The sequence below is a fragment of the Gimibacter soli genome (assembly GCF_028463845.1).
Lineage (GTDB): Bacteria > Pseudomonadota > Alphaproteobacteria > Sphingomonadales > Kordiimonadaceae > Gimibacter > Gimibacter soli.
The window spans coordinates 2278197-2302392 of the sequence record NZ_CP116805.1 but is presented as its reverse complement, the minus strand read 5'-3'; the positions used below and the strand labels follow the sequence as shown (position 1 = coordinate 2302392).

Annotated in this window: 22 protein-coding genes; 13 read left to right on the top strand and 9 right to left on the bottom strand. The window is 60.8% G+C overall.

From position 1 onward, the window contains the following. Window positions 1–29 precede the first annotated feature (29 nt). The 7 genes from bufB (at window position 30) to PH603_RS10750 (ending at window position 6757) form a co-directional block, all read left to right on the top strand. The gene (bufB, locus tag PH603_RS10780; RefSeq protein ID WP_289502536.1) at window positions 30–875 is read left to right on the top strand and encodes an MNIO family bufferin maturase; all 846 of its coding nucleotides are present in this window, start codon (window positions 30–32) and stop codon (window positions 873–875) included. Beyond that, complete coding sequence (locus PH603_RS10775; RefSeq protein WP_289502535.1) at window positions 868–1422, top strand: HvfC/BufC N-terminal domain-containing protein; 555 nt, start codon at window positions 868–870, stop codon at window positions 1420–1422. The genes bufB and PH603_RS10775 overlap by 8 nt, the downstream gene beginning before the upstream one ends. Beyond that, window positions 1419–1886 carry a DoxX family protein gene (locus PH603_RS10770; protein WP_289502534.1) on the top strand — a complete coding sequence of 156 codons (468 nt, stop codon included), beginning with the start codon at window positions 1419–1421 and terminating at the stop codon, window positions 1884–1886. The genes PH603_RS10775 and PH603_RS10770 overlap by 4 nt, the downstream gene beginning before the upstream one ends. 79 nt (window positions 1887–1965) lie before the next feature. Further along, window positions 1966–2457, top strand: a complete 492-nt coding sequence (locus PH603_RS10765; RefSeq protein WP_353507406.1) for an Lrp/AsnC family transcriptional regulator — start codon at window positions 1966–1968, stop codon at window positions 2455–2457. Window positions 2458–2460: 3 nt separating this feature from the next. Continuing rightward, complete coding sequence (pepN, locus tag PH603_RS10760; protein WP_289502532.1) at window positions 2461–5112, top strand: aminopeptidase N; 2652 nt, start codon at window positions 2461–2463, stop codon at window positions 5110–5112. Between the two features lie 267 nt (window positions 5113–5379). After that, a complete protein-coding gene (locus PH603_RS10755; protein ID WP_289502531.1) occupies window positions 5380–5781 on the top strand; it encodes a helix-turn-helix domain-containing protein in 402 nt (133 codons plus the stop codon). Window positions 5782–5908: 127 nt separating this feature from the next. Then, window positions 5909–6757: a nicotinate-nucleotide--dimethylbenzimidazole phosphoribosyltransferase gene (locus tag PH603_RS10750; protein WP_289502530.1), complete on the top strand. Its 849-nt coding sequence runs from the start codon at window positions 5909–5911 to the stop codon at window positions 6755–6757. A 3-nt stretch (window positions 6758–6760) separates the two neighbouring features. On the opposite strand, the gene phoB is transcribed toward PH603_RS10750, so the two are convergent. From phoB to gph, 8 genes are all read right to left on the bottom strand, one after another. Continuing rightward, on the bottom strand, window positions 6761–7456 hold the full coding sequence (phoB, locus tag PH603_RS10745) for a phosphate regulon transcriptional regulator PhoB (protein WP_289502529.1): 696 nt from the start codon (window positions 7454–7456) through the stop codon (window positions 6761–6763). Between the two features lie 14 nt (window positions 7457–7470). Continuing rightward, a complete protein-coding gene (phoU, locus tag PH603_RS10740; protein WP_289502528.1) occupies window positions 7471–8184 on the bottom strand; it encodes a phosphate signaling complex protein PhoU in 714 nt (237 codons plus the stop codon). Window positions 8185–8204: 20 nt separating this feature from the next. Then, complete coding sequence (gene pstB / locus PH603_RS10735; protein ID WP_373460259.1) at window positions 8205–8999, bottom strand: phosphate ABC transporter ATP-binding protein PstB; 795 nt, start codon at window positions 8997–8999, stop codon at window positions 8205–8207. 29 nt (window positions 9000–9028) lie between these two features. Continuing rightward, window positions 9029–10351, bottom strand: coding sequence for a phosphate ABC transporter permease PstA (gene pstA / locus PH603_RS10730; protein ID WP_289502526.1), 1323 nt, complete (start codon window positions 10349–10351; stop codon window positions 9029–9031). Between the two features lie 10 nt (window positions 10352–10361). Beyond that, the gene (gene pstC, locus PH603_RS10725) at window positions 10362–11741 is read right to left on the bottom strand and encodes a phosphate ABC transporter permease subunit PstC (RefSeq protein ID WP_289502525.1); all 1380 of its coding nucleotides are present in this window, start codon (window positions 11739–11741) and stop codon (window positions 10362–10364) included. Window positions 11742–11839: 98 nt separating this feature from the next. Further along, the gene (locus tag PH603_RS10720; protein ID WP_289502524.1) at window positions 11840–12910 is read right to left on the bottom strand and encodes a substrate-binding domain-containing protein; all 1071 of its coding nucleotides are present in this window, start codon (window positions 12908–12910) and stop codon (window positions 11840–11842) included. 157 nt (window positions 12911–13067) lie between these two features. Further along, window positions 13068–14102 (bottom strand): ATP-binding protein, encoded by a 1035-nt coding sequence (locus tag PH603_RS10715; RefSeq protein WP_434783323.1) that lies wholly within the window; start codon window positions 14100–14102, stop codon window positions 13068–13070. Between the two features lie 388 nt (window positions 14103–14490). Further along, window positions 14491–15159 (bottom strand): phosphoglycolate phosphatase, encoded by a 669-nt coding sequence (gene gph, locus PH603_RS10710; protein WP_289502522.1) that lies wholly within the window; start codon window positions 15157–15159, stop codon window positions 14491–14493. A gap of 265 nt (window positions 15160–15424) precedes the next feature. Here gph and PH603_RS10705 point away from each other — a divergent pair, with 265 nt between their 5' ends. The 6 genes from PH603_RS10705 (at window position 15425) to PH603_RS10680 (ending at window position 23098) form a co-directional block, all read left to right on the top strand. Next, the gene (locus tag PH603_RS10705) at window positions 15425–16798 is read left to right on the top strand and encodes a class II 3-deoxy-7-phosphoheptulonate synthase (RefSeq protein ID WP_289502521.1); all 1374 of its coding nucleotides are present in this window, start codon (window positions 15425–15427) and stop codon (window positions 16796–16798) included. 93 nt (window positions 16799–16891) lie between these two features. Beyond that, window positions 16892–17554: an RluA family pseudouridine synthase gene (locus tag PH603_RS10700; RefSeq protein WP_289502520.1), complete on the top strand. Its 663-nt coding sequence runs from the start codon at window positions 16892–16894 to the stop codon at window positions 17552–17554. Window positions 17555–17987: 433 nt separating this feature from the next. Further along, complete coding sequence (locus tag PH603_RS10695) at window positions 17988–19655, top strand: NAD+ synthase (RefSeq protein ID WP_289502519.1); 1668 nt, start codon at window positions 17988–17990, stop codon at window positions 19653–19655. 46 nt (window positions 19656–19701) lie between these two features. Then, window positions 19702–21033, top strand: a complete 1332-nt coding sequence (gene gltX, locus PH603_RS10690; protein ID WP_289502518.1) for a glutamate--tRNA ligase — start codon at window positions 19702–19704, stop codon at window positions 21031–21033. Then, complete coding sequence (gene cysS, locus PH603_RS10685; protein WP_289502517.1) at window positions 21030–22358, top strand: cysteine--tRNA ligase; 1329 nt, start codon at window positions 21030–21032, stop codon at window positions 22356–22358. Before gltX ends, cysS begins: the two co-directional genes overlap by 4 nt. A gap of 2 nt (window positions 22359–22360) precedes the next feature. Beyond that, a complete protein-coding gene (locus tag PH603_RS10680) occupies window positions 22361–23098 on the top strand; it encodes an RNA methyltransferase (RefSeq protein ID WP_289502516.1) in 738 nt (245 codons plus the stop codon). A 17-nt stretch (window positions 23099–23115) separates the two neighbouring features. Here the strand turns inward: PH603_RS10680 and hemB are convergent, their stop codons facing one another. Next, the gene (hemB, locus tag PH603_RS10675; protein ID WP_289502515.1) at window positions 23116–24105 is read right to left on the bottom strand and encodes a porphobilinogen synthase; all 990 of its coding nucleotides are present in this window, start codon (window positions 24103–24105) and stop codon (window positions 23116–23118) included. Window positions 24106–24196 lie beyond the last annotated feature (91 nt).

Genomic DNA, 24196 nt, shown 5'->3' with positions numbered 1-24196 from the left:
CCGGCTTGATCTGCGGCGGGGCGCGCGTCATGGCATCCAAGGGGAAAGGCACCGTAGGCATCAGCCTGAAGGCGATGCATTATGATGCCGTGCTGGACACCCGTCCCGCCGTCGATTTCTTCGAAATCCACGCTGAAAACTATATGATGGCCGGCGGCCCGCACCGCCGCTATCTCGACCGCATCGCGGACCATTACCCGATCTCGCTCCATGGTGTCGGGCTGTCGCTCGGCTCCGCAGAAGGGATCGACGCGGCCCACTTGGCGCGGTTCCGGCACCTGGTGGAAACATATGCGCCCGCCTTCGTGTCCGAACATCTGGCCTGGTCGGTCGCCGGCGGGAATTACCTTGCCGACCTGTTGCCGCTTCCGTTGAACGATGAAACGCTGGATGTGGTGGCGGGCAATGTGATGCAGGTGCAGGATGCGATCGGCCGGCCGCTGCTGGTTGAAAACCCTTCCGTCTATCTGGATTTTACCGGCCCCTCGATCCCTGAAGTCGAGTTTCTGGAAGCCTTGTGCGACCGCACCGGCTGCGGGCTCCTGCTTGATGTCAATAATATCGAGGTCAGCGCTCGCAATCTTGGCCTCAGCGCTGCCGGCTATATCGACCGGGTGAATACCGACCGGATCGGTGAAATCCATCTGGCGGGGCACATCGCGCGCGAGGTGGAAGGGGTGACGATCCTGATCGACGATCACGGCAGCCCCGTCAGCGAAGCCGTCTGGGCTTTGTATCGTCGCCTGATCGAGCGGGCCGGGCCGAAACCGACGCTTCTGGAACGCGATAACGAAATTCCGCCTCTCGCCGAGCTTGTTGCCGAAAGCGAGAAGGCCCGCGCCATTTTGGTAGAAAGATATACGGTCGATGCCTGACCTTGCCACCCTGCAAAAGGCCATGAAGGCCGAAATTCTGGGCGCCGAGCCGGAAGCCGTGATCGGTCTTGCGATCAATGGCCACGGGCTTGACCCGCATGCGCGCCTGCGCATCCATGCCAACACGCTGCGCCTTGGGCTGATCGACACGCTGATGGATCGCTATCCATCGTGCCGCGCTTTTGTGGGCGATGAATTCTGGCGTGCCGTCGCCCGCGCCTATGTGAAGGTGCATGCGCCGCAATCGGCGGTTCTTCACGATTACGGGGCTAGCATGGGCGACTTTCTGGGGGGCTTCGGGCCTGTGCAGACGCTGCCCTATCTGGCTGATCTCGCCCGGCTTGAATGGCTCATTCACGATATCCAGAACCGCGCCGGTGACGCCGAAGCGCGGCTCGCCAGCGCCTATCCGGTGTTTGACCTGTGGCGTGCCGCGAATGGCTATATCGCGCCGGAGGCGGTGGATTTGGCCGTGGGCAGGCAGCAGGTGCTGGTTGCCGGCCGTTCGGGCGAAGTGCATGTCGAGCTTGAAGGGGAAGCGGCGTGAATACGCTTGTGATGAAATACCGGCAAGGAGTGGCTTGGCTTTCGAGCTTGCCGGGGGCTGCAGCGCTTGCCCCGCTTGCGGTGCGGCTGTGGCTTGCACCGCTCTTTTATGCGTCGGGCCGCACGAAAGCGGGCGAGAGTTTCTGGGTGCCGTCCGATCTTGCCGTTACACTCTTCGAAGAAGAATACCGCCTGCCGCTTCTTGATTCCGGCCTTGCCGCACAACTGGCACTGCTGGGTGAGACAATCCTGCCGGCCTTGTTGCTGGTGGGGCTTGGCACTCGCTTTGCCGCCTTTGGACTTCTCGTCATGACCTTGGTGATTCAGCTGTTTGTCTATCCCGGCTACTGGATGGATCATTTGCCCTGGATGGCAGGTTTCCTATCACTTTCGTTGATGGGCGGCGGTGCGATTAGCCTTGACCGTGTGCTTGAAAAGACTTTTTTCCGTATCAGTAGCACTTAGTTGCGAATTTTTCGCAAGAAAGACTTTATTTCCCCCACAAATGGGCTAACACTGCGCCAAACGAGTTGTTGGGGGTATGATGGACGACATTGACCGCAAGATCCTTGATCTGCTGCAACAGGATACCACGTTAAGCACCGCTGAAATCGCATCGCGTGTCGGGCTGTCGACCACGCCATGCTGGCGTCGTATCCAGTTGCTGGAACAGGAAGGCTATATCACCGCGCGCGTGGCACTGGTCGACCGCAATATGGTCAACGTGCCGCTGGACGTATTTGTTGCGATCCGCACCAACGAGCATAGCTGGGAATGGCTTGATGAATTTGCCCGCCTGGTTGGCGAATTTCCCGAGGTTGTCGAACTTTACCGCATGAGCGGCGAGATCGACTATCTGATGCGGGTTGTGGTGCCGGACATGGCAGCTTATGACAAGTTCTATAAGGAACTCATCAAACGGGTGAAGCTGACCGATGTCAGCTCCTCCTTCGCGATGGAACGCATCAAATATACAACGGCCCTCCCGCTCGATTATGTGGGCGACAGCTCGAAGGGCAAACGAAGAGGCAAATAGGAAATGATGGATCAGGCGGTCAGGAACGGCACCGAGGCGCAAGCCGAACACAAGGTGGAGATTTTTCTGGCCGATTACGAACCACCCAAAACGGTGGTTACCGATATCCGTCTGGTGTTCTGCCTTTTCGATACCCACGCCGACATCACCGCCACCAGCACTTTCACACGGAATGGCGACCTTGCCGCGCCAATGGTGCTGGACGCTGGCGACATGCTGGAAATTGTTTCCGTCAAACTGGACGGCGTGGCCGCGCGCCACAGCCGGGGCAAGCGCACGCTGACGGTGGAAGGCGCAGGGGCCGGCGGTACGCTTGAAATCGTCACCCGTATCAAGCCGCAGGATAATACAAAGCTCGAAGGGCTTTACCGTTCGGGCGGCATGTTCTGCACCCAGTGCGAGGCCGAAGGCTTCCGCCAGATCACGGCGTTCCCTGACCGGCCCGACGTGATGGCGCGCTATGCGGTGCGGATCGAAGCCGACAAGGCATCGTGTCCGGTGCTTCTGTCGAACGGCAATCCGGTGGCGTCAGGCGGACTGGGCGAGGGGCGCCACTTTGCAGAATGGGAAGATCCGTTCCCGAAGCCGAGCTACCTGTTCGCGCTGGTGGCCGGTGATCTCGGCCATATCACAGACCATTTCACGACGGCTTCCGGGCGCAGGGTAACGCTCAATATCTATGCCGATCCCCGCGATCTCGACAAATGCGATCACGCCATGGAATCGTTAAAGCGATCCATGAGGTGGGATGAAGAAGTCTATGGTCTTGAATATGATTTGGATCTTTTCAATATCGTCGCGGTTGGCGATTTCAACATGGGGGCGATGGAGAATAAAGGGTTGAATGTCTTCAACACCAAGTGCGTGCTGGCGAGCCCGGAGACGGCAACCGACCGCGACTATGACAGTGTTGAAGGCATCATCGGCCACGAATATTTCCACAACTGGACCGGCAACCGTGTCACCTGTCGCGACTGGTTCCAGCTCAGCCTGAAGGAAGGCCTCACCGTCTTCCGCGATCAGGAATTCTCAGCCGACATGGGGTCGCGTGCTGTGAAGCGGCTGGATGATGTGCGCATCCTGCGCTCGCACCAGTTCCCGGAAGATGGCGGCCCGCTGGCGCACCCCGTGCGGCCGGACCGTTATGTGGAAATCAACAACTTCTACACGGTCACGGTTTACAACAAGGGTGCCGAAGTCATCCGCATGATGCACCGCCTGATCGGGGCCGAGGCCTTCCGCAAGGGTATGGACCTTTATTTCGCCCGGCACGACGGTCAGGCCGTGACCTGTGACGATTTTGCAGCCGCCATGGCCGATGCATCGGGCAAGGATCTCAGCCAGTTCAAGCGCTGGTATTCGCAGGCCGGCACGCCGGTGCTGAGTGTGTCGCGCGCCCGCACTGGCAATGATGTGATCGTGACAATCGAACAGGAAACGGCACCAACCCCGGGACAGCCGGTGAAAGAGCCGTTCCACATGCCATTCCTGATGGGCTGGGTGGCAACGGATGGGCAGGCCATCACGCCTGTCGTTACTGGCGGTGACTGGCGTGAGGACGGGTGCCTCCTTGAAGTTCGGGAGGGTCGCCAAAGCTTTACCTTCAAGGACGTGCCGGAAGGCGCTGTCCCGAGCCTGCTGCGCGGTTTCTCCGCGCCTGTGCGCCTGAAAAGCGACCTCACCCGCGAAGATCTCGCCTTCCTGTTGCGGTACGACAGCGACCCGTTCGCCCGCTGGGAGGCGGCGCAGACACTGGCGCGCGATCAGGTGCTGGGTGTCACCGCTGCGCTGATCGAAGGCCGCAACGCGCCTGCCGATACGCCCTTCAGCGACGCGGTTGAAAGCCTCTTTGCCGACAAGGCGCTCGACCCCGCTTTCCTCGCCGAACTGCTGACCCTGCCGGGGGAGGTGGAGCTTGGCCAGATGATGGAAGTGCTGGAGCCCGGCCATCTGCATGAAGCGCGCGAGGCGACGCTCAATGATCTGGCGACCCGGTATGAGGCCGAGATGCGGGCGCGGTACGATAGCCTGCGTCCGAAGGGCGGGTACAAGCAGGATGGTGCGGCCCGCGCGGCACGGCGGCTTGCGAACCTGCTGCTTCAGTTCCTGGCACGCCGGCCCGGCGGCGACGCGCTTGTGAAGGCACATTATGAGGCGGCGGATAATATGACCGACCGGATTGCCGCGCTCTCGGCCGTCAGCGACAGCGATTTTGCGTGTCGTGGCGCGATCCTCGCCGATTTCTATGAACGCTCGAAAGACGAGCCGCTTGTTCTCGACAAATGGTTTGCCGTACAGGCGACAAGCCGTCGGGGCGATACGGTGCAGAAAGTGCGCGAACTTTCTCGCCATCCGGCCTTCACGCTGAAAAACCCGAACCGGCTGCGGTCGCTGGTGTCAAGCTTCACGATGCTCAATCAGGCAGGCTTCCATGACCCGAGCGGGCAGGGCTACCGCTTCCTCGCCGAGACGATCCTGGCGGTCGACAAGATCAATCCGCTGATCGCCGCCCGCCTCGTGGCGCCGCTCGGGCGTTGGGCCAGGGTTGAACCGGCGCGGCAGGCCATGATGCTCGACTCGCTTCGTTTCATCCTTGACGAGCCCAAGTTGAGTGACGATGTGCGGGAACTCGCCGCCAAGTCATTGAAGGGTTAGCGGGCTATAGCATCGGTTGTTATTTGGCTGCCTGATTCTGTGCCATTTTGATACACACTGTGCCGATTGCATTCATCTGCTTTCGGTTGCGATTGTATCGGGCATTGATTGCATACTTAGCCCTTGAAATATCTGCACGATAGCGCAACGTGAGGCTATAGGCCGCCTTGTCAGCCTGTTCGTATGCCGCACGAGGGCGATAAGATACTGGCGATGGTACGTGATGCAGCCTATAATACCATTGCCTAAAATACTGGAGAGCAAGCAATGATGAAAAGTCCCGATCCGGTTGACGTTCACGTTGGACAACGTGTGCGCGCAAGACGGAAAATGTTGGGCCTATCTCAAACGCAGCTTGGTAAAGACTTGGGGGTCACTTTCCAGCAAGTGCAGAAGTATGAAAGAGGCACGAACCGTATCGGTTCGAGCCGCCTTTTCCGTCTTTCTGCGGCGCTTGACGTGCCTGTAGCCTATTTTTTCGAAGGCGCCGAAACCAAATTGTCCGGATACAATCCTGTGCCGGAAGGTTTGGATGCTGACGCATTCGAGAAACAGGAAACACTTGAACTTGTCGAAGCCTACTACCGGATTGCCGATCCGCGCGTCCGCAAGAAGGTTCTCGGCCTAGCCAGGCTACTGGCCAGCGGCATGGATGAACACGGGGTCTGACTGCGCCCTTTGGACATCTGATCCGAATTGGAAGGCGTGCCATGTTTGGCACGCCTTTTCCGTTTGCAGGCGGGCGAGGGCGCTTTTATAGAAGTGACGCCCTTCACTTTCATCTCCGGATACCGCCATGCAGACCAATCCTTCCCCTTTCGATGACCTTCGCACGCTGATCGACCGCGTTCCGGCGCTTGATGACTGCGCCGGTCGCCACGCGCGCCAGCATCTGGCTGCCAAGGGGATTGTGGCGGGCGCGATGCCGGATATCACCGAATGGCTGGCAAGCGTTGCCGCGAACGAACATCCGCAAACGCGGGAAACCCATATCTGCCTTCTGGCATCCAGCTATACTGACGGCGCCGAACCTGAGGCAATCACCGGTTTTATTGGCGAGGCGTCGAAGGGCACGGCGCCGGTCAACCAGCTTTGCAAGCCTGCCGGGGTCGGACTGCGTATTCTGGAGCTTGCGCCGACCGTACCGCACCGTGTGGATGTGGAAGCGCCAACCTGGTCGGCCCGCGACATGATGGCCGCTGCGGCCTTCGGCATGGAAGCTGTGGCAGCAGGCGGCAATGTGTTGGGGTTATCGGCACTTGCCTTTGGCGGGGAAGCGCACGCAGCCGCCCTCCTGACGGCACTGGAGCAAGCAGACGAGAGCGATGATCCGCTTGAGCTTGCCCGCCATTATGCCGGGCGTGAGGTCGCGGGGCTGGTGGGCGCCATTCTGGCAGCGCGCATGCAGAAGCTGGCGGTGGTGCTGGATGGTGCAGCAGCCCTCGCCGCCGCAGCCGTTCTTCACGCCCTGTCGCCAGTGGCCATCAGCCACTGCCGGCTTGCCGCCACCGAGACGCCGGAAATGGAAAAAGCGGCGGCCCGTATGGGGCTGACGCCGCTTTTGTCGCAGGCGAGCGGGGCCGGCCCCGGTGCCGACGCTGCGCTTGCCGCTGGGCTTTTGGCCGCAGCGGCAAGTCTTGTCTGATCGTCAGATCGCGTTCGTGGTGTCGAGGGCGTAACCGGCCGAACGGACGGTGCGGATATAATCCGGCAGCGTGTCGCCGTTGATGGCCTTGCGCAGGCGGCGGATGTGGACGTCCACGGTGCGCGGCTCCACATACACGTCATAGCCCCAGACCGAGTCCAGAAGCTGTTCGCGGCTGAAGACGCGGCCCGGGTTTTCCATGAAGTGCCGCAGCAGCCGATATTCGGTCGGCCCCAGATGCACCGGCTTTTCGGCGCGGGTCACCTGATGGGACACGTTATCAAGGATGATGTCCTTGAACCGGAGCTGCTCGGCCGCCAATGCCGGGCGCACCCGGCGCAGGACAGCCTGGATGCGGGCCACCAGTTCCTTCGGCGAGAAAGGCTTGGTGATGTAATCGTCCGCCCCGGTCTCCAGGCCCCGGATACGGTCGGGCTCGTCAGCACGCGCCGTCAGCATCAGGATCGGGGTATGGGCCGTGCTGTTGTTACGGCGCAGCCGGCGGCAGATTTCAAGGCCCGAAAGATTGGGCAGCATCCAGTCCAGAAGGATCAGGTCGGGCGATTCTTCGGTGGCGAGCAGCAGGCCTTCTTCCCCGTCCGCCGCCGTGATCACGGAAAATTCGGCGCGGGTCAGGTTATATTTCACGAGTTCCGAGATATTCTCGTCGTCCTCGATAAGCAGGATCTTCGTCTTCAAGCTTTCACTCCATTTCAGGCGCTGGCGTCCGGCCCGGACGTTGCCGAGCTCGTCAGGTCATGCTTGGGGCGCGTATCCTCAAGGATCGTGCCTTTGACGCTGTAATAGATCTGTTCCGCCAGATTGGTTGTCTGGTCGCCGATGCGTTCCAGATTTTTCGCAATCATCAGAAGGTGGGTCCAGGTGTTGATATGATCCGGCATTTCCACCATCCGGGCGATCAATTGCCGGTAGGCGGTGTTATGCAGGTTGTCGAGCTGTTCGTCGCGGTACCACACATCCATGGCAGCATCGGCATTGTGGCGCACATAGGCATCCATCACGTCGCGCAGCATGGTAGCGGCAAGCTCGCTCATCTGCACGATGGTCGGCGGGAAGCCGACCGGGCGTTCCTGTGCGATGGCAATGGTCCGCTTGGCGATGTTTTTGGCATAGTCACCGGCGCGCTCTAACACCGCCGACATCTTCAGGCTGGAAATGATTTCGCGCAGGTCATCGGCCACCGGCGCGCGGCGGGCGAAGATCGATACAGCCGTGTTTTCCACCTGGATTTCCAGGTCATCAATCTGGCGGTCGCCGGCTTTCACCTTGGCAGCCAGTTCGACATCATATTCGGAAAGCGCGGTGATGGCGGCGGAAAGCTGATCTTCCACAAGGCCACCCATGCGGCTGATCAGGCTCCGGAGTTCACGAATTTCCGCGTCGTAAGACTTCACAATATGTTCCATGGTTTTTCCCTCACCCGTCCTTAGCCGAACCGGCCAGTGATATAGTCACGCGTACGTTCCTCGCGCGGGGTGGTGAAGATTTGCGTCGTTTCGCCCATCTCGACAAGGTTGCCGAGGTGGAAGAAGGCGGTCTTCTGTGAAATACGGGCGGCCTGCTGCATGCTGTGGGTGACGATGGCGATGGCGTAGCGGCCCTTGAGTTCCTCGATGAGGGCTTCAACGCGGGCAGTCGCAATCGGATCAAGCGCCGAGCAGGGCTCGTCCATCAGGATCACTTCAGGGTTCACGGCAATGGCGCGGGCGATGCAAAGACGCTGCTGCTGGCCACCTGAAAGCGCGGTGCCGGGCGTGTCGAGGCGGTCCTTCACCTCGTTCCAGAGGCCGGCCTTTTCAAGGCTCGTGGCGACGATTTCGTCTAGATCCAGCCGGGTCTCGGCAAGGCCGTGGATCCGCGGGCCGTAAGCGACGTTTTCATAGATCGATTTCGGGAAGGGGTTCGGCTTCTGGAACACCATGCCGACACGGGCACGCAGCTGCACCACATCGATCTTGTTATCGTAGATATCCTTGCCATCGAGCGTGATCGAACCTTCGACGCGGCAAGTGGCAACAGTATCGTTCATGCGATTGAGGCACCGCAGGAAGGTGGATTTGCCGCAACCCGACGGGCCGATGAGCGCGGTGACCTCGTCCTGGTGCAGGTCAAGGTTCACGCCCTTCACGGCATGGGTTTCGCCATAATAGACATGGACGTCCCTTGCGGCCATTTTCGGGGTACGGGTGGTTTGGGTCACTTCAGGCATCGCTTCGGTCATCCGGGACAGTTGATCAGGCATAGCGGACATTACCATTTCCGTTCAAATTTCTGACGCAGTTTGATGGCTACCGCATTCATCATGATAAGGAAAAACAACAGTACCATGATGGCGGCTGAAGTTTTTTCGGCAAAAGCCCGCTCTGGGCTGTCGGCCCAGAGATAGACTTGCACAGGCAGGGCGGTCGCGGCACCAGTGATGCCGGACGGAATATCAACGATGAAGGCGACCATGCCGATCATCAGGAGCGGCGCGGTTTCACCCAGCGCCTGCGCCATGCCGATGATGGTGCCGGTCAGGATGCCGGGCATCGCAAGCGGCAGCACATGGTGGAAAATCACCTGCATTGGCGAGGCGCCAAGCCCGCGGGCCGCATCACGGATTGATGGCGGCACGGCCTTGATGGCGGCGCGGCTGGCGATGATGATCGTCGGCAGAGTCATCAGCGCGAGGGTGAAACCACCCACAAGCGGCGCCGAGCGCGGCAGGTGCATGGTGCCAATGAAGACGGCAAGGCCCAAAAGGCCGAACACGATAGACGGAACCGCCGCGAGATTGTTGATGTTGATTTCAAGGAAATCGGTGAAGCGGTTCTGCGGCGCGAATTCCTCGAGGTAGATCGCAGACAGCACGCCGACCGGGAAGGCGAGGATCAGGGTAACAAACAGCGTGAGCGCCGAGCCTACAACTGCACCCCACACGCCAGCCATTTCCGGGTTGCGGCTGTCACCGGAGGTGAGGAAGGTGGTGTGGAATTTCACATCCACACGACCGGCATCTTCAAGCGTCTGCAGCCAGGCAAGCTCGCGGTCCGAAACGCGGCGGTCGCTTTCGTCGGTTTCCGTATCGATATTACCCTTCACAACCTGGTCGATATCGTCGGAGGCAAGCAGCCAGAGCGTCTGGCGCGTGCCAATAACATCGGGGTTTTCGGTCACAAACTGCGCCAGTTGGCCGCGCACACCGGTGCTGTAGATCTTCAACAGTGCCCGCTTCTCGTTGCGGCTTGTCACGTCAGGGAAGGTTTCCTCAAGCGACTTGGCAACAAGGCCCAGCATGTTGGCGCGGCGCACGGAATTGGCGAATTCCTCCGGCGTCATGGTGCGCGGGTCGCCCAGCACCTTTACGGGAAGCTCGATTTCCGTTTCGATATAGGTCTGGAAGAAGCCGCCAGTGCCCTGGCTGATGATGTTGCTGAGCAGCACGACAAGGAAGAGCGCGGAAACAGCGACTGCGCCAAGGCCGGCGGCGCGGAAAATGCGTTCCTGCCGGTAGCGGCGCGCGGTGCGCTGCTGCATTTCCTTGCTGTCCCACACAGTCGGGTTGCTGTCGATTTTCGAAGGCGTCGTCATGGAGCGGGCCTCAGTCGTAAATCTCGCGATATTTCCGCACGACGCGGATCGCGATCACGTTGAAGAAAAGGGTGACGACAAAGAGCACAAGGCCGAGCGCGAAGGCGGAAAGCGTCTTGGCGCTGTCGAATTCCTGGTCACCGGTCAGAAGGGCCACGATCTGCACGGTCACGGTCGTTACCGCTTCGAAGGGGTTGGCGGTGAGGTTCGGCTGCATGCCGGCAGCCATCACCACGATCATGGTTTCACCAACTGCACGGCTGACGGCCAGCAGGAAGGCGCCAACGATGCCGGGCAGGGCGGCTGGCAGGATGACCTTGCGGATGGTTTCCGAAGGCGTGGCGCCGAGCGCCAGTGAGCCGTCGGAAAGGCTGCGCGGGACGGCTGTGATCGCGTCATCCGAAAGCGACGACACGAACGGGATGATCATGATGCCCATGACAACACCGGCGGCGAGTGCGCTTTCGCTGGCGATATCAAGGCCGACGCTCAGTCCCATCTCGCGGAAGAGCGGCGCGATGGTGAGGGCAGCGAAGAAGCCGTAAACCACGGTCGGTACACCGGCAAGGATTTCGAGCGCCGGCTTGGCCACAGCACGCACACGGCCACTGGCATATTGGGTCAGGTAGATAGCCGCCAGAAGGCCGATAGGGCCAGCGACAAGCATGGCAAGCAGGCTGATCAGCAGCGTACCGGCAAACAGGGGTACCGCCCCGAAGGCACCGGACGAGCCGACCTGATCGGCGCGCAGCGCGGTTTGCGGGCTCCATTTCAGGCCGAACAGGAATTCGCTGATAGGCACCTGCTGGAAGAAGCGCAGGCTTTCGAAAAGAAGCGAGGCGACGATGCCGACCGTGGTGAGCACTGCGAGCGCAGAGCAGGCGATCAACGCCACCCGCATGAAGGTTTCCACCTTGTTGCGGGCGCGGAACTCGGCGCTTGTTACTTTCAGCGCATAGGCAAGGCCGGCAAGGCCCGCCAGAAGGGCGGCTGCGAAGGTCAGCCAGACGGCTTCGCCGTGGGCTTCGCGGTAGAATTTGGCGGCAGCAAGGATCGTCGGGTCCTTTTCCACACGGTCGCCTTGGTCGACGGCGATGCGGATGCGGTTCAGCACCAGATGGTCTTCAATGCCTTCGGTGACGGCCGCACCTTCCGGGATCGAGTTCAGGGTCATCCGTTCCAGCGCGAAGTCGCCGAAGGTGAGCCACAGAACGAGGATCAGGGTAGCGGGCAGGACAACAAGCGAGGCTGCGAAATAGCCATAGTGGCGGGGCAGGCTGTGCAGGTCGCCGCGACGACCGCCAACGGTGGCAAGCGACCGCTGCCGTCCGGCGGCAAAGGCGGCAAGCGAGAGAAGCAGGATGATGACGGAGATGGCTGAACTGGTCATCTGGTCTTTCCGGGTGCTGGCCGACGGGTAGTATAGGCCGTTTCAGGCAGTGGGGAAACGGGGCAGCTTGTGGCCACCCCGCTTGGTATCAGATACGGTTACTTCAGGCTCAGCGGCTTGAGGGCGGCGACTTCTTCCGCAACCGTTGCACGCTCGTCTTCCGGCAGCGGGATCAGGCCGCGATCGGCGAGGTAACCCATGTCACCCCAGGTCGCTTCGCTCGTGAATTCGGTCAGGAATTCCTGGATGCCGGGCACGACGCCGACATGGGCTTTCTTGACGTAAACATAAAGCGAGCGCGAAACCGGATAGTCGCCCGACGAGATGGCTTCGAAGGTCGGCTCCACAGCTTCAGCGTCATCCTTGGCAACCGGGAAGGCCTGCAGGGCATCGCTGTTCTGGTCGAGGAAGCTGTAGCCGAAGATGCCGACAGCGCGGCCATCGGCCTGCAGCTTCTGAACGATCAGGTTGTCGTTCTCGCCGGCTTCAACATAAGCGCCGTCTTCGCGAACAGTTTGGCAAACGCGCTTGTGCTCGTTTTCGTTCGATTTCTTGAGGGCGGCGTTGCCCTTGAAGAAATCGCAGCCGACTTCAAGGGCGAGCTCGACGAAGGCGTCACGGGTGCCGGAGGTCGGCGGGGGGCCGAGAACAACGATTTCCTCGTTGGGCAGGGCCGGGTCAATTTCGTTCCAGCGCTTGAAGGGGTTCGGGATCAGGTGGCCTTCGCCGCCTTCCGTGCCCGGAGCTGGAACCTGGGCCGCAAGGGCCAGATAGATGTGGTGCAGCGTCAGGGTCATCGAGGGCGAGGTCTTGGCAGCTGCCATCACGATACCGTCGAAGCCGATCTTCATTTCAACGACTTCGCTGACGCCGTTGGCGGCGCACATGTCAACTTCCGACTGCTTGATGCGGCGCGAGGAGTTGGTGATATCCGGGTGAGCGGTACCGACGCCACCGCAGAAGAGCTTCAGGCCGCCGCCCGAACCGGTCGATTCGACGATCGGGGCCTTGAAGTTGGTGGTGCGACCGAACTCTTCCGCAACCGCGGTCGAGAAGGGGAATACGGTCGAGGAGCCGACGATGCGAATCTGGTCGCGCGACTGAGCATGCGCACCCGTCGAGCCGATGAGGGCGAGGGCGGCGATAGTGCCAAGGAGATATTTTTTCATTTCTGGTGGCTCCGATTGTTATCGTAACGCGGTGAGCGGCCAATCTGGTGATACCGGACGTTCCATACGTCCCGTCCGACTGGCATTCTCGGGTGCGCCTTTGGTACAATGCCTGTGTTACAGTTTCGTGACAGACTGTAACAATTGGCTAACCCTTTTATTTTGCGTCGCTTTTTGAAACAGGTAGAGCGAAGGCAAATGACGAACCCTTGCCGACTTCGCTTCGGATATCGAGATTTGTTTCATGCCGTAAAAGGATATGCTTGACGATGGCGAGGCCAAGGCCGGTGCCGCCCATCTTGCGTGAGCGCGCAGTATCGATACGGTAGAAGCGTTCCGTGAGGCGCGTCAGGTGTTCAGGGGCAATGCCCGGGCCTTCGTCGGCCACAGCAATGCGAATTTTGGCGCCGTTCGAGAGCAGCTCCGCCTTCACATGCACAGTGGTGCCGCGGTTGGCATATTTGATGGCATTCATCAACAGGTTCAGCAGAACCTGGGTGATCTGGTCGTCGTCACCACGAACGCTTGGCAGGCCTGCAGCCACTTCGTTCGAAATCACGATGTCCCGCTCGCCAGCCTGGCCGACAAGGGCATTGATCACATTGCCGATCACGAGGCCGATCTCGAACTGGGTGTCGGGCGCCACGTGGCGCGACATTTCAATCCGCGACAGCGACAGAAGATCGTCAATCAGCCGGGCCATCCGCTCGGCTTCTTTCTGCATAATCGAAAGGAAACGCTGGGTGGCATCCGGATCATCGCGGGCTGGGCCCTGGATCGTTTCAATGGCGCCGATCACCGAAGAAAGCGGCGTGCGAAGCTCATGGCTGGCGTTCGCCACGAAATCGGCGCGCATCTGTTCGGTCCGCAGCAGGCTCGTGACCTCGTAGAAATAGATCATCGCTTGCCGACCGCCGCGCGACGAGCGCTCGGCTAGCGGGGCAATGGTGATGTCAAAGCTGCGGTCATGGGCGGCTGTGTAGCGCAGCGAGCCGGCGGTTTGCGGGCCGTCCGTAAGGGCTGCATCCACCGACTGCACGATGCGCGGATGGCGGAGGAACAGGAAGACATCCTCGTCAACAAGATTGGCGCCAAGGAAGGCCGTGGCGGAATCATTCGCGAAAACAATCTTGTGCTGGTCATCAACGATCAGGACCGGCGAGGGCAGGCCGTTCAGCGCGTGGGCGCGCATCGACATGGTTCCTTCAGTCTGCACTTCTTCGGGCTCCGGGTGGGCAGTATGGCGCGCCCGTAGGATATCGAGCCGCCGTTTGCCCTCGAGCTGCACGAGCAGCACAAACGCGGCGCCGCCAACCGTGATGACAGTCGCGGGCGTGGTCAGCCCGAGGGTCCACATGAGGATGAGCAGAAGGGAAAGAACAGCGATCACTGAGCGTTCGCTGAGGAGGCTCTTGTAGCTGTTGTCTGCGGGTTCCATGGGTGCCTGGCTCTGTTCACGGCGGCGCGGCCGGTGTGGCGCGCCGGGGTCATACATTGTGGATGCAGGAATCGCCTCCTGCAGCCGTGCAGACAATGAATGACACTAATGTTACAGATTGATGAAGGCCAGATTCTTTATCTCAGGCCCGCAGAATCCCGGGGATATCGGCAAGGCTGTCAACAATGGCGTCGGCATCGAGATCGGCAAGGCTACCGCTCAGGTAACCATAGCTGACAAGAATGCTCGGGACGCCGGCGGCCTTTGCAGCCGCCGTATCGCTGATCGTGTCGCCCACCATAACGGCGCCGCCGATGCCGCCCATCAGAGCCAGCGTTTCGGTCAGGTGACGAGGATCGGGCTTGCGGAAGGGGAAGCTGTCGCCGCCGGTTACAGCCACAAACCGCTGGCGGATGCCAAGGGCTTCAAGGAGCGGTTCAGCCAGATGAACGGGCTTGTTGGTGCAAACGGCGGATTTGATGCCACGGGCCTCGAGCGCATCCAGCATTTCAAGCGCACCATCATAGAGGCGGCTTTCGACGCAAAGATTGTCCTTGTAGAAATCAAGGAAGGTCGGGAGCAGGGCATCAAGGTCAAATCCATTGATCCCGCCCGTGTGCGCCAGTCCTTTTTCGATCAGGCGTTTTGCCCCTTCACCCACCATGTGCCGCACGGCCTCAAGCGGGATTTCCGTGCGGCCAACGCTTGTCAGCACATGGTTCGTGGCGCGATGCAGATCAGGCGCGGAATCCACAAGGGTCCCGTCAAGATCGAAGACGATACGCTCTACATCAAAAGGCACGACAAACATGAACTGGCTTTCGCTTCGGGGCTCGTTTATGGGCTGGGTTATGCCGTCTGGCGCGGCGATTTACAAGCGATCAAGGTTAAGAATTCGTCACCAAAAGCGACAGAAATTGTAGCCTTTCCGGCCGTTTTCAGGTGTCGCTGACAATTGACTTGCCATTAAGGCGGCTGCATTGTTTATGGACGCGCCGGAAATTGCGAATTTTCGGCGGCCTGTATAATTTTCTGTCGCGGCGCCCCAGCGCCGAATTTTGAGAAAGGTTACCTCAATGAGTGATTGGCGCCCTGACAGCTGGCGATCCCGCCCCGTCGTGCAGGTGCCGGACTATCCGGACAGCGAGCGACTCGGGCAAGTCGAAAGGGAACTTTCGAGCTATCCGCCGCTTGTATTTGCCGGTGAGGCCCGCCGTCTCAAAGCACAGCTTGCGCAAGTGGCAAACGGCAAGGCGTTCCTCCTGCAGGGGGGCGACTGCGCCGAAAGCTTTGCCGAGTTCCATCCGAACAATATTCGCGACACCTTCCGGGTGCTGCTGCAGATGGCGGTCGTGCTGACCTTCGCCGCCAGCTGCCCTGTGGTGAAGCTCGGCCGTATGGCCGGCCAGTTCGCCAAGCCGCGCTCGGCTGGCACCGAAACCATCGATGGCGTGGAGCTGCCGAGCTACCGGGGTGACATCATCAACGGGATGGAGTTTGAGGAAGGCGCGCGCCTGCCCGATCCCGCCCGCATGCTGAAGGCCTACAGCCAGGCTGCTGCAACGCTCAACCTGCTGCGTGCCTTCGCGCAGGGTGGCTATGCCAACCTGATGTCGGTGCACCAGTGGAACCTCGATTTCGTGTCGCAAAGCGGCGCGGGCGAGCGCTACAAGGCAATCGCCGACCAGATCGGCAATGCGCTTGCCTTCATGGAAGCCTGCGGCATCCATCCGGCCGAGATCCCGCAACTGCAGGGCACGGACTTCTACACCAGCCACGAAGCGCTGCTTCTGGGCTACGAGCAGGCCATGACCCGCATCGACAGCACCAGCGGTCGCTGGTACGACACCTCGGCCCACTTCCTGTGGGTTGGCGACCGTACCCGTCAGGTTGATGGTGCTCATGTGGAATTCCTCTCCGGCATCGGCAACCCGATTGCCTCGAAGGTTGGCCCGTCGACCGACCCGGATGATCTCATTCGCCTGATCGACAAGCTCAATCCCTCGAACGAAGCGGGCCGGCTTACGCTGATCACCCGTTTCGGTGCCGACAAGGTGGAAGAATACCTGCCGCGCCTGCTGCGCCGCGTGAAATCCGAAGGCCGTACCGTTGTCTGGTCGTGCGATCCCATGCACGGCAACACGGTGAAAGCGGCTGGCGGCCTGAAAACCCGCCCGTTCGACCGCGTGCTGAAGGAAGTGAAGCAGGTGTTCAGCGTTCACCGCGCCGAGGGCACCTATGCCGGCGGCATCCATCTGGAGCTGACCGGTCAGAATGTCACCGAATGCACCGGCGGCGCCGTGGCGATCACCGAGGAAGGCCTGGCGAGCCGCTATCACACGCACTGTGATCCGCGCCTCAATGCCAGCCAGTCGATCGAGCTTGCCTTCCAGCTGGCGGAAGCCCTGAAGGAAGAACGCGACGCGATGGCGGCAAGCGCTGCTGCCTGATAAATATTGTCACCCCGGCCTTGAGCCGGGGTCCAGTCTTCTGTAGACGCTGGATGCCGGGTCAAGCCCGGCATGACTTTTTATGGGGATCGCATGAGCCTTCCTGATTTTGTCTATGATCCGCCGACCGAGCCGTGGCTGACCGTCCTTTACGAGGACGCGGATATCATCGTGCTTGATAAGCCGAGCGGGCTTCTTTCTGTGCCCGGGCGCGGGCGCGAGATGCGCGACAGCCTTGCCTGGCGCGTGCAGAAGGATCGGCGCACCGCCACGGTCGTTCACCGGCTGGATCTCGATACCAGTGGCATCATGGTGATGGCGTTGAATATGGAGGCGCACCGCCATATCAGCCGCCAGTTTGAAAACCGCGAAACGGATAAATTCTATACCGCACTCGTTGAAGGCAATGTGGCTTCGGACGAGGGCGAGGTGAACCTGCCGCTGATCGTGGATTGGCCGAACCGCCCGAAACATATGGTCGACCACGAGAACGGCAAACCGTCGTTGACGCGGTACAAGGTTCTGGCGCGCGAGGGCGGCAACACGCGGGTGGCGCTTTATCCTGTCACCGGGCGTTCCCACCAGCTGAGGGTGCATATGCAGGCGCTGGGGCATCCGATCATCGGCGATCCGCTTTACGCCACACCCGCGGGCAGGGCTGCAGCCCCGCGCCTTTGCCTGCATGCGACCGAGCTTTCCTTCACGCACCCGGCCACGGGCGAGGCGCTCACCTTCCGCTCGGACGTGCCCTTCTGAGCCCAAATGGAAACGGCCATGCCGGGCATGGCATGGCCGCACGCTTCAAGGTATTCGGTACTATCTCACGGTCCGCTTACGCATAGGCCGGGACGGAGAAGAACAGCTTGATGGCAAAAAGAGTGGATTTGAAAAATCCCATCAATGCCCCCCTTTCCATAATTGCATGAAACTGCAAACACGGAACATGCCTGCTGAGGACGCTCCGGTACGGCAATCAGCCGATCCGGCACTGGAATCTGGAGATGTCTGGACAGGTGCTGGCAGTTGCACCCTTCGCCCCCCGGCTAGTCCTTATTCCCCCGTTGGCCCGCGCCCTCAAATATACACAGGCAAGAGGGACGCTATCACAATTTTATTAAAATGCCTATCGATCTTGTGGCTGCCCAGAATGCCGCTTGCCGCCCCTCCCGCCGTTGGCTAAAAGCATGGCATGACACAAGCATTTTCCATATGGATGGCGCAGATCAACCCCACCGTCGGGGCGATTGCCGCGAACGAAGCGCTCATTGGCGCAGCATGGGAAGCAGGCAAGGCGCACGGCGCCGATCTGGTGCTGACACCGGAGCTTTCGGTGGTTGGCTATCCACCCGAAGATCTGGTCCTGAAGCCCTTTTTCGTGCGTGAGGCCGAAGCCGCAGTTGAACGCCTTGCTGCCCTGACAGCAGCGGGTGGTCCGGGCCTTGTGGTCGGCACGCCGTGGCTATCGGAAGCCGGGCTCCATAATGCTGCACTGCTGCTCGCGGGTGGCCGGATCGAAGCCGTGCGGTTCAAACATGAACTGCCGAACTATGGTGTGTTTGACGAGAAGCGCGTTTTCGCGCCGGGCAATCTGCCTGACCCCGTCGAGTTTCGCGGTGTGCGCATCGGCCTGATGGTGTGCGAAGACATGTGGTTCTCCCACGTTTCCAGCCATTTTGCGGCCAATGATGTCGATTTCATGCTCGTGCCGAACGGCAGCCCGTTCGAGGATGGTAAAGGCGGCGAACGTGTTGCCCATGCCCGCAACCGCGTGACCGAAACCGGCGTGCCGCTCCTTTATTGCAATCAGCTTGGCGGGCAGGACGAGCTCGTGTTCGATGGTGCAAGCTTTGCGATGGACCGCGATGGCCGCCTTGCTGTCACCATGGATGCATGGGCGAGCCAGGGCATGCTTGTGCGGCTTGACGCAACTGACCAAGGCTATGTGGTCGCTGGCGGGCATCGGGGCTATGATCCCGACCGGATGGAAGGCCTGTATCAGGCGATGATCCTGGCGCTCCGGGATTATGTCGGTAAAAACCGTTTCCCAGGCGTCATTCTTGGCATGTCCGGCGGGATCGACAGCGCGCTTTCGGCCGCTGTTGCCGTGGATGCGCTTGGGGCCGATGCCGTGCACTGCGTGATGATGCCGTCGCGCTATACCTCGGGCGAAAGCCATGCGGATGCCAAGGAATGCGCGGAAGCCCTAGGTGCGCGCTATGATATCATCTCCATCGCGCCCGGCGTGGAAGCGATGGATGTGATGCTGGCCGAGGCGTTCAAGGGCAGCAATGCCGACACGACGGAAGAGAATGTCCAGTCGCGCCTGCGCGGCGTGACGCTGATGGCGCTTTCCAACAAGTTCGGCAAGATGGTGCTGACCACGGGCAACAAGTCTGAAATGTCGGTCGGCTATGCCACGCTCTACGGCGATATGTGCGGCGGCTACAATATCCTGAAGGATGTCTACAAGATGGATGTCTTTGCGCTGGCGCGCTGGCGCAATGCCCATGTGCCGCCGGGCGCCAAAGGGCCGGGTGGCATCGTAATCCCCGAGAATATCATTTCGAAGCCGCCGACCGCCGAGCTCCGCCCCGACCAGAAGGACGAGGACAGCCTGCCGCCCTATGAGGCGCTGGATGACATGCTGCGCTGTCTGGTTGACGAGGAAATGTCGGTTGCCGAGGTTGTGGCACGCGGCCATGACGCATCGGCTGTTGCACGGATCGAGCACCTGCTGTACATCGCCGAGTACAAAAGGCGGCAGGCCCCGCCCGGCGTCAAGCTGACGCGCAAGAATTTCGGCCGCGACCGGCGCTACCCGATCACCAACGGGTTCAGGAGCGCGCGGCGCAGCTGATTGCCCCGCGTGGGGGCTTTTCCCCACCGATCAAGGATTGAGAAGAATGACTGTGAAGGTACGTTTCGCCCCGTCTCCGACCGGAAAGCTCCATGTCGGGAACATCCGCGCCGCGCTCGTGAACTGGCTGTTCGCGCGCCAGCAGGGCGGCACCTTCTTCCTGCGGATCGACGATACGGACCGTGAGCGCTCCACCCTTGAAAACGAGGAAGCGATCAAGCGCGACCTCGCGTGGCTTGGCCTGAATTATGACGATACCTTCCGCCAGAGCGAGCGTTTCAGCCGCTATGACGAGGTGGTGGCTGACCTGAAGGCTGCCGGGCGCCTCTATCCCTGCTATGAAAGCGCGGAAGAGCTGGAAATGAAGCGCAAGATCCAGCTCGGCCGTGGCCTGCCGCCGGTTTATGACCGTGCCGCCCTCAGCCTGACGGATGAAGACCTTGCCAAGCTGGAAGCCGAAGGCCGCAAACCGCACTGGCGTTTCAAGCTTGAAGTGCCGGCCCGCGTGGAATGGAACGACCTGATCCGTGGCACCCAGTCGATCGATATGGCGGCGCTTTCGGACCCCATCCTGGTGCGCGAGGATGGCTCGTACCTTTATACGCTACCGAGCGTGATTGACGACGTGGACTATGGCATCACCCATATCGTGCGCGGCGAAGACCACGTGACCAACTCGGCCGTGCAAGCCCAGATTTTCGAGGCCGTTGGCGGCAAGGTGCCGGAAATGGCCCACTTTGCGCTCCTCACCGGCAAGGGCGGTGAAGGGCTTTCCAAACGCCACGGCGCCATGTCGGTGGAAGAATACCGTGATGAAGCCGGCATCGAGCCGATGGCGATCATCTCGCTCCTGGCCCGCCTTGGCACCAGCGAACCCATCGAGGCCTTTGTATCACCCGAGCCGCTCATCGAAGGTTTTGCTTTCTCGAAATTCGGGCGCTCGACCGCGAAGCTCGATCCGGCGGACCTCGACATCCTCAATGCCAAGATCCTGCATGCCACGCCGTTTGCGCTGGTCGCGGACCGGCTGGACGGACTTGACGAGGCCTTCTGGGAAGTTGTGAAGCCGAACCTCAACAAACTTGCCGACGTGAAAGACTGGCTCGCCATCGTGCGTGGCCCCGTCACCCCGGTGATCGAGGACGCGGCCCATATGGCAAAGGCGCTTGAGCTGCTGCCCTCGGGTGAACTTGACGGCGAGACCTGGGGCGTCTGGACGAACGCGATCAAGGAAGCCACGGGTGTGAAAGGCAAGGGCCTCTTCATGCCGCTGCGTCTGGCGCTGACGGGGCAGGAACGCGGGCCGGAAATGGCGACGCTGCTGCCGCTGATCGGTCGCCAGAAGGTTGCAGCGCGGCTCAGCGGGGAAGCCGCATGACGGATATCCGTCTCTACAATACGCTTGCCCGCGAAAAGCAGGTCTTCGCACCCATCGACCCGAAGAATGTGCGCATGTATGTCTGCGGGCCGACCGTCTGGGATTTTGCCCATATCGGCAATGCGCGGCCTGTGGTTGTCTTCGACATGCTCTTCCGGCTTCTTCGTCATGTATATGGTGAAGAAAGTGTCACATATGCCCGTAATATAACGGATATTGACGACAAGATCATGAAGCGCGCAGCAGACGAGGGCATCAGCATTGACGTCATTTCCGACCGTTACGCCAAGGCTTACGGCGAGGATATGGGCGCGCTTCATGCGCTTGATCCGTCGATCAAGCCGAAGGCGACTGAGCATCTGCCGGAAATGATCGCCATGATGCAGGCGCTGATCGCCAAGGGTAACGCCTACGAAGCCGAAGGCCATGTGATGTTCCATGTGCCGTCGATGGAAAACTATGGCCGCCTGTCGCGTCACAGCCGCGATGAGCTGGTGGCGGGTGCGCGGGTTGACGTGGCGCCCTTCAAGCGCGATCCGGCGGACTTCGTGCTGTGGAAGCCGTCCACCGACGATCAGCCCGGCTGGGAAAGCCCGTGGGGCCGTGGCCGCCCCGGCTGGCACCTTGAATGCTCCTGCATGATCGAGAAGCATCTGGGCGAGACCATCGATATTCACGGCGGCGGGCAGGACCTGATCTTCCCGCACCATGAAAACGAGATCGCGCAATCCGAATGCGCCCACGGTGGCCATACATTCGTGAACTACTGGATGCACAATGGCTATCTGACGGTGGACGGCGAGAAAATGTCGAAATCGCTCGGCAATTTCCACACTGTGCATGACCTGATCGCCGATGGCCACGCCGGCGAAGCGCTGCGCCTGTCGCTACTGACCGCGCATTACCGCCAGCCGATTGATTTCAGCCTCGATAGTGTCGCGGAACAGAAGCGCCGGCTCGATAAATGGTATCGCGTGACGGACGGTGTGACGGCCGCCGCCGATGTGCCCGCCAGCGTGATCGAAGCCCTCGCGGACGACCTGAACACGCCAAAGGCACTGGCCGCACTCGACGCGCTTGCAACGCCTGAGACGGCGGCTGAGCTGAAGGCTGGCGCACAGTTCATGGGCTTCCTGCAGGCAGAAGCCGCCGACTGGTTTATGGGTGAAGGCGATGCCTCTGCGATCGAAGCGCTGATCGAGGAACGTATCAACGCCAAAAAGTCCAAGGACTTCGCCCGTGCTGACGCGATCCGTGCGGAACTGCTGGCGCAAGGTATCATCCTAGAGGATGGCCCCGGCGGTACGACGTGGCGGAAGGCCTGATCATGAGCGAGACGATCCAGCCCGCCATCATCCTTGTGCGGCCGCAGCTTGGCGAGAATATCGGCAAGGCGGCGCGCGCCATGCTGAACTTCGGCCTCACCGACATGCGCCTTGTGGCGCCGCGCGATGGCTGGCCGAACCCGGCGGCAGGCCCGGCGGCGTCTGGCGCTGACGTGATCCTGGATAATGCCAAGGTCTTCGATACGGTCGAAGCGGCGATTGCCGACTGCACGACCGTTTACGCCTCCACGGTACGCGACCGTGACATGCCGAAGCCGGTGGTCACCCCCCGCGTCTGTTCAGCCGAGATGCATGCCGCCATTGCGCGTAGCGAACGCCCCGCAATCCTGTTCGGGCCGGAACGTTCCGGCCTTTCGAACGATGATGTGGCGCTTGCCGATACCGTGCTGACCGTGCCGGTGAACCCGGAATTTGGCAGTCTCAACTTGGCCCAAGCAGTGATCCTGCTGGCGTATGAGTTTTCGCAAGCTGTGGACAAAACAACGCCGATCCAGCCCGCGCACCCGGACGGCGCTGCGCCGAAATCGGAATTTCTGGGGCTGATCGAGCATCTGGAGGCGGCACTTGAAGGCCGAGGATTCTTCCGCAGCGAAGACCGCCGCGCCACGCAGAAGCGGATGCTGCAGAATCTGTTTCACTCGGCAGGCTGGTCCACGCAGGAAATCCACACCATGCGCGGCATCATCCGGTCGCTGACACGGGACGGACAGGGCGAGTAATCTCGCCCCGTTGCCACTCAATCGTTCAGAAGTTTCGCCACGCGCGGCGCGAAATAGGTGAGAACACCGTCAGCACCGGCCCGCTTGAAGGCCAACATTGCCTCAAGGATTGCCTTGTCGCCGTCCAGCCAGCCGTTTTGCACGGCGGCCATCAGCATCGCATACTCGCCGGACACCTGATAGGCATAGGTCGGCATGCCGAAGCGGTCTTTCACCTCGCGGATGATATCAAGATACGGCATGCCGGGCTTGATCATCACGCTGTCGGCGCCTTCGGCGATATCCATGGCGACCTCACGGATGGCCTCCAGCCGGTTGGCGGGGTCCATCTGGTAGGTCTTCTTGTCGCCTTTCAGCACGCCGTCCGATCCCACGGCCTCGCGGAAGGGGCCATAGAAGGCGGATGCATATTTGGCGGCATAGGCCATGATCTGCACATGCTGGAAGCCGGCTTTATCAAGTTCCGTACGGATGGCGCCGATGCGGCCATCCATCATATCGGATGGTGCAATGATATCGGCGCCGGCCTCGGCCTGCACGACAGCCTGCTGCACCAGCACACCGACCGTTTCATCATTCAGAATCACCCCGTCTTCGACGAGGCCGTCCTGCCCGTGGCTGGTGTAGGGGTCGAGTGCCACATCAGCCAGCAGGCCGATTTCCGGCACGGCATCCTTGATGGCGCGCATGGCGGTGTTGATCAGGTTATCCCGGTTGAGGGCCTCATCGCCTCGCTCGTCGCGCTTGTCTTTCGGCGTCGACGGGAAGAGGGCGAGGCAGGGGATGCCAAGCGACGCCGCTTCCTTCGCGGCCACAACGGCAAGGTCAACCGACAGGCGTTCCACACCCGGCATCGAGCCGATAGGCTGGCGCACAGCCTTGCCTTCGCAGATAAAAATCGGCCAGATCAGGTCATCCGGCGTCAGGATCGTCTCGCGCATCATGCGGCGCGACCAGTCATGCGCACGGGGGCGGCGAAGGCGGGTGAGGGGGAAGCGAGCGGTCATTTTTAGCCTCAAGCGAAACCGGAAACGGCAGCGACCCTAACGCCTTGGCAAACTTCTGTCATGTGCTTCATCACTGTTGCGAAAAATTGCT

Excerpts from the sequence above, each read along its gene's own strand:
- PH603_RS10755 (WP_289502531.1), top strand. The coding sequence starts at position 5,380 with ATGATGAAAAGTCCCGATCCGGTTGACGTTCACGTTGGACAACGTGTG.
- PH603_RS10720 (WP_289502524.1), bottom strand. The coding sequence starts at position 12,910 with ATGAAAAAATATCTCCTTGGCACTATCGCCGCCCTCGCCCTCATCGGC.
- bufB (WP_289502536.1), top strand. The coding sequence starts at position 30 with ATGGCATCCAAGGGGAAAGGCACCGTAGGCATCAGCCTGAAGGCGATG.
- PH603_RS10700 (WP_289502520.1), top strand. The coding sequence starts at position 16,892 with ATGAGCCTTCCTGATTTTGTCTATGATCCGCCGACCGAGCCGTGGCTG.
- pstC (WP_289502525.1), bottom strand. The coding sequence starts at position 11,741 with ATGACCAGTTCAGCCATCTCCGTCATCATCCTGCTTCTCTCGCTTGCC.
- hemB (WP_289502515.1), bottom strand. The coding sequence starts at position 24,105 with ATGACCGCTCGCTTCCCCCTCACCCGCCTTCGCCGCCCCCGTGCGCAT.
- pepN (WP_289502532.1), top strand. The coding sequence starts at position 2,461 with ATGATGGATCAGGCGGTCAGGAACGGCACCGAGGCGCAAGCCGAACAC.
- PH603_RS10765 (WP_353507406.1), top strand. The coding sequence starts at position 1,966 with ATGGACGACATTGACCGCAAGATCCTTGATCTGCTGCAACAGGATACC.
- PH603_RS10705 (WP_289502521.1), top strand. The coding sequence starts at position 15,425 with ATGAGTGATTGGCGCCCTGACAGCTGGCGATCCCGCCCCGTCGTGCAG.
- gltX (WP_289502518.1), top strand. The coding sequence starts at position 19,702 with ATGACTGTGAAGGTACGTTTCGCCCCGTCTCCGACCGGAAAGCTCCAT.
- PH603_RS10750 (WP_289502530.1), top strand. The coding sequence starts at position 5,909 with ATGCAGACCAATCCTTCCCCTTTCGATGACCTTCGCACGCTGATCGAC.
- pstA (WP_289502526.1), bottom strand. The coding sequence starts at position 10,351 with ATGACGACGCCTTCGAAAATCGACAGCAACCCGACTGTGTGGGACAGC.
- PH603_RS10715 (WP_434783323.1), bottom strand. The coding sequence starts at position 14,102 with ATGCGCGCCCACGCGCTGAACGGCCTGCCCTCGCCGGTCCTGATCGTT.
- PH603_RS10775 (WP_289502535.1), top strand. The coding sequence starts at position 868 with ATGCCTGACCTTGCCACCCTGCAAAAGGCCATGAAGGCCGAAATTCTG.
- phoU (WP_289502528.1), bottom strand. The coding sequence starts at position 8,184 with ATGGAACATATTGTGAAGTCTTACGACGCGGAAATTCGTGAACTCCGG.
- pstB (WP_373460259.1), bottom strand. The coding sequence starts at position 8,999 with ATGACCGAAGCGATGCCTGAAGTGACCCAAACCACCCGTACCCCGAAA.
- PH603_RS10695 (WP_289502519.1), top strand. The coding sequence starts at position 17,988 with ATGACACAAGCATTTTCCATATGGATGGCGCAGATCAACCCCACCGTC.
- gph (WP_289502522.1), bottom strand. The coding sequence starts at position 15,159 with ATGTTTGTCGTGCCTTTTGATGTAGAGCGTATCGTCTTCGATCTTGAC.
- cysS (WP_289502517.1), top strand. The coding sequence starts at position 21,030 with ATGACGGATATCCGTCTCTACAATACGCTTGCCCGCGAAAAGCAGGTC.
- PH603_RS10680 (WP_289502516.1), top strand. The coding sequence starts at position 22,361 with ATGAGCGAGACGATCCAGCCCGCCATCATCCTTGTGCGGCCGCAGCTT.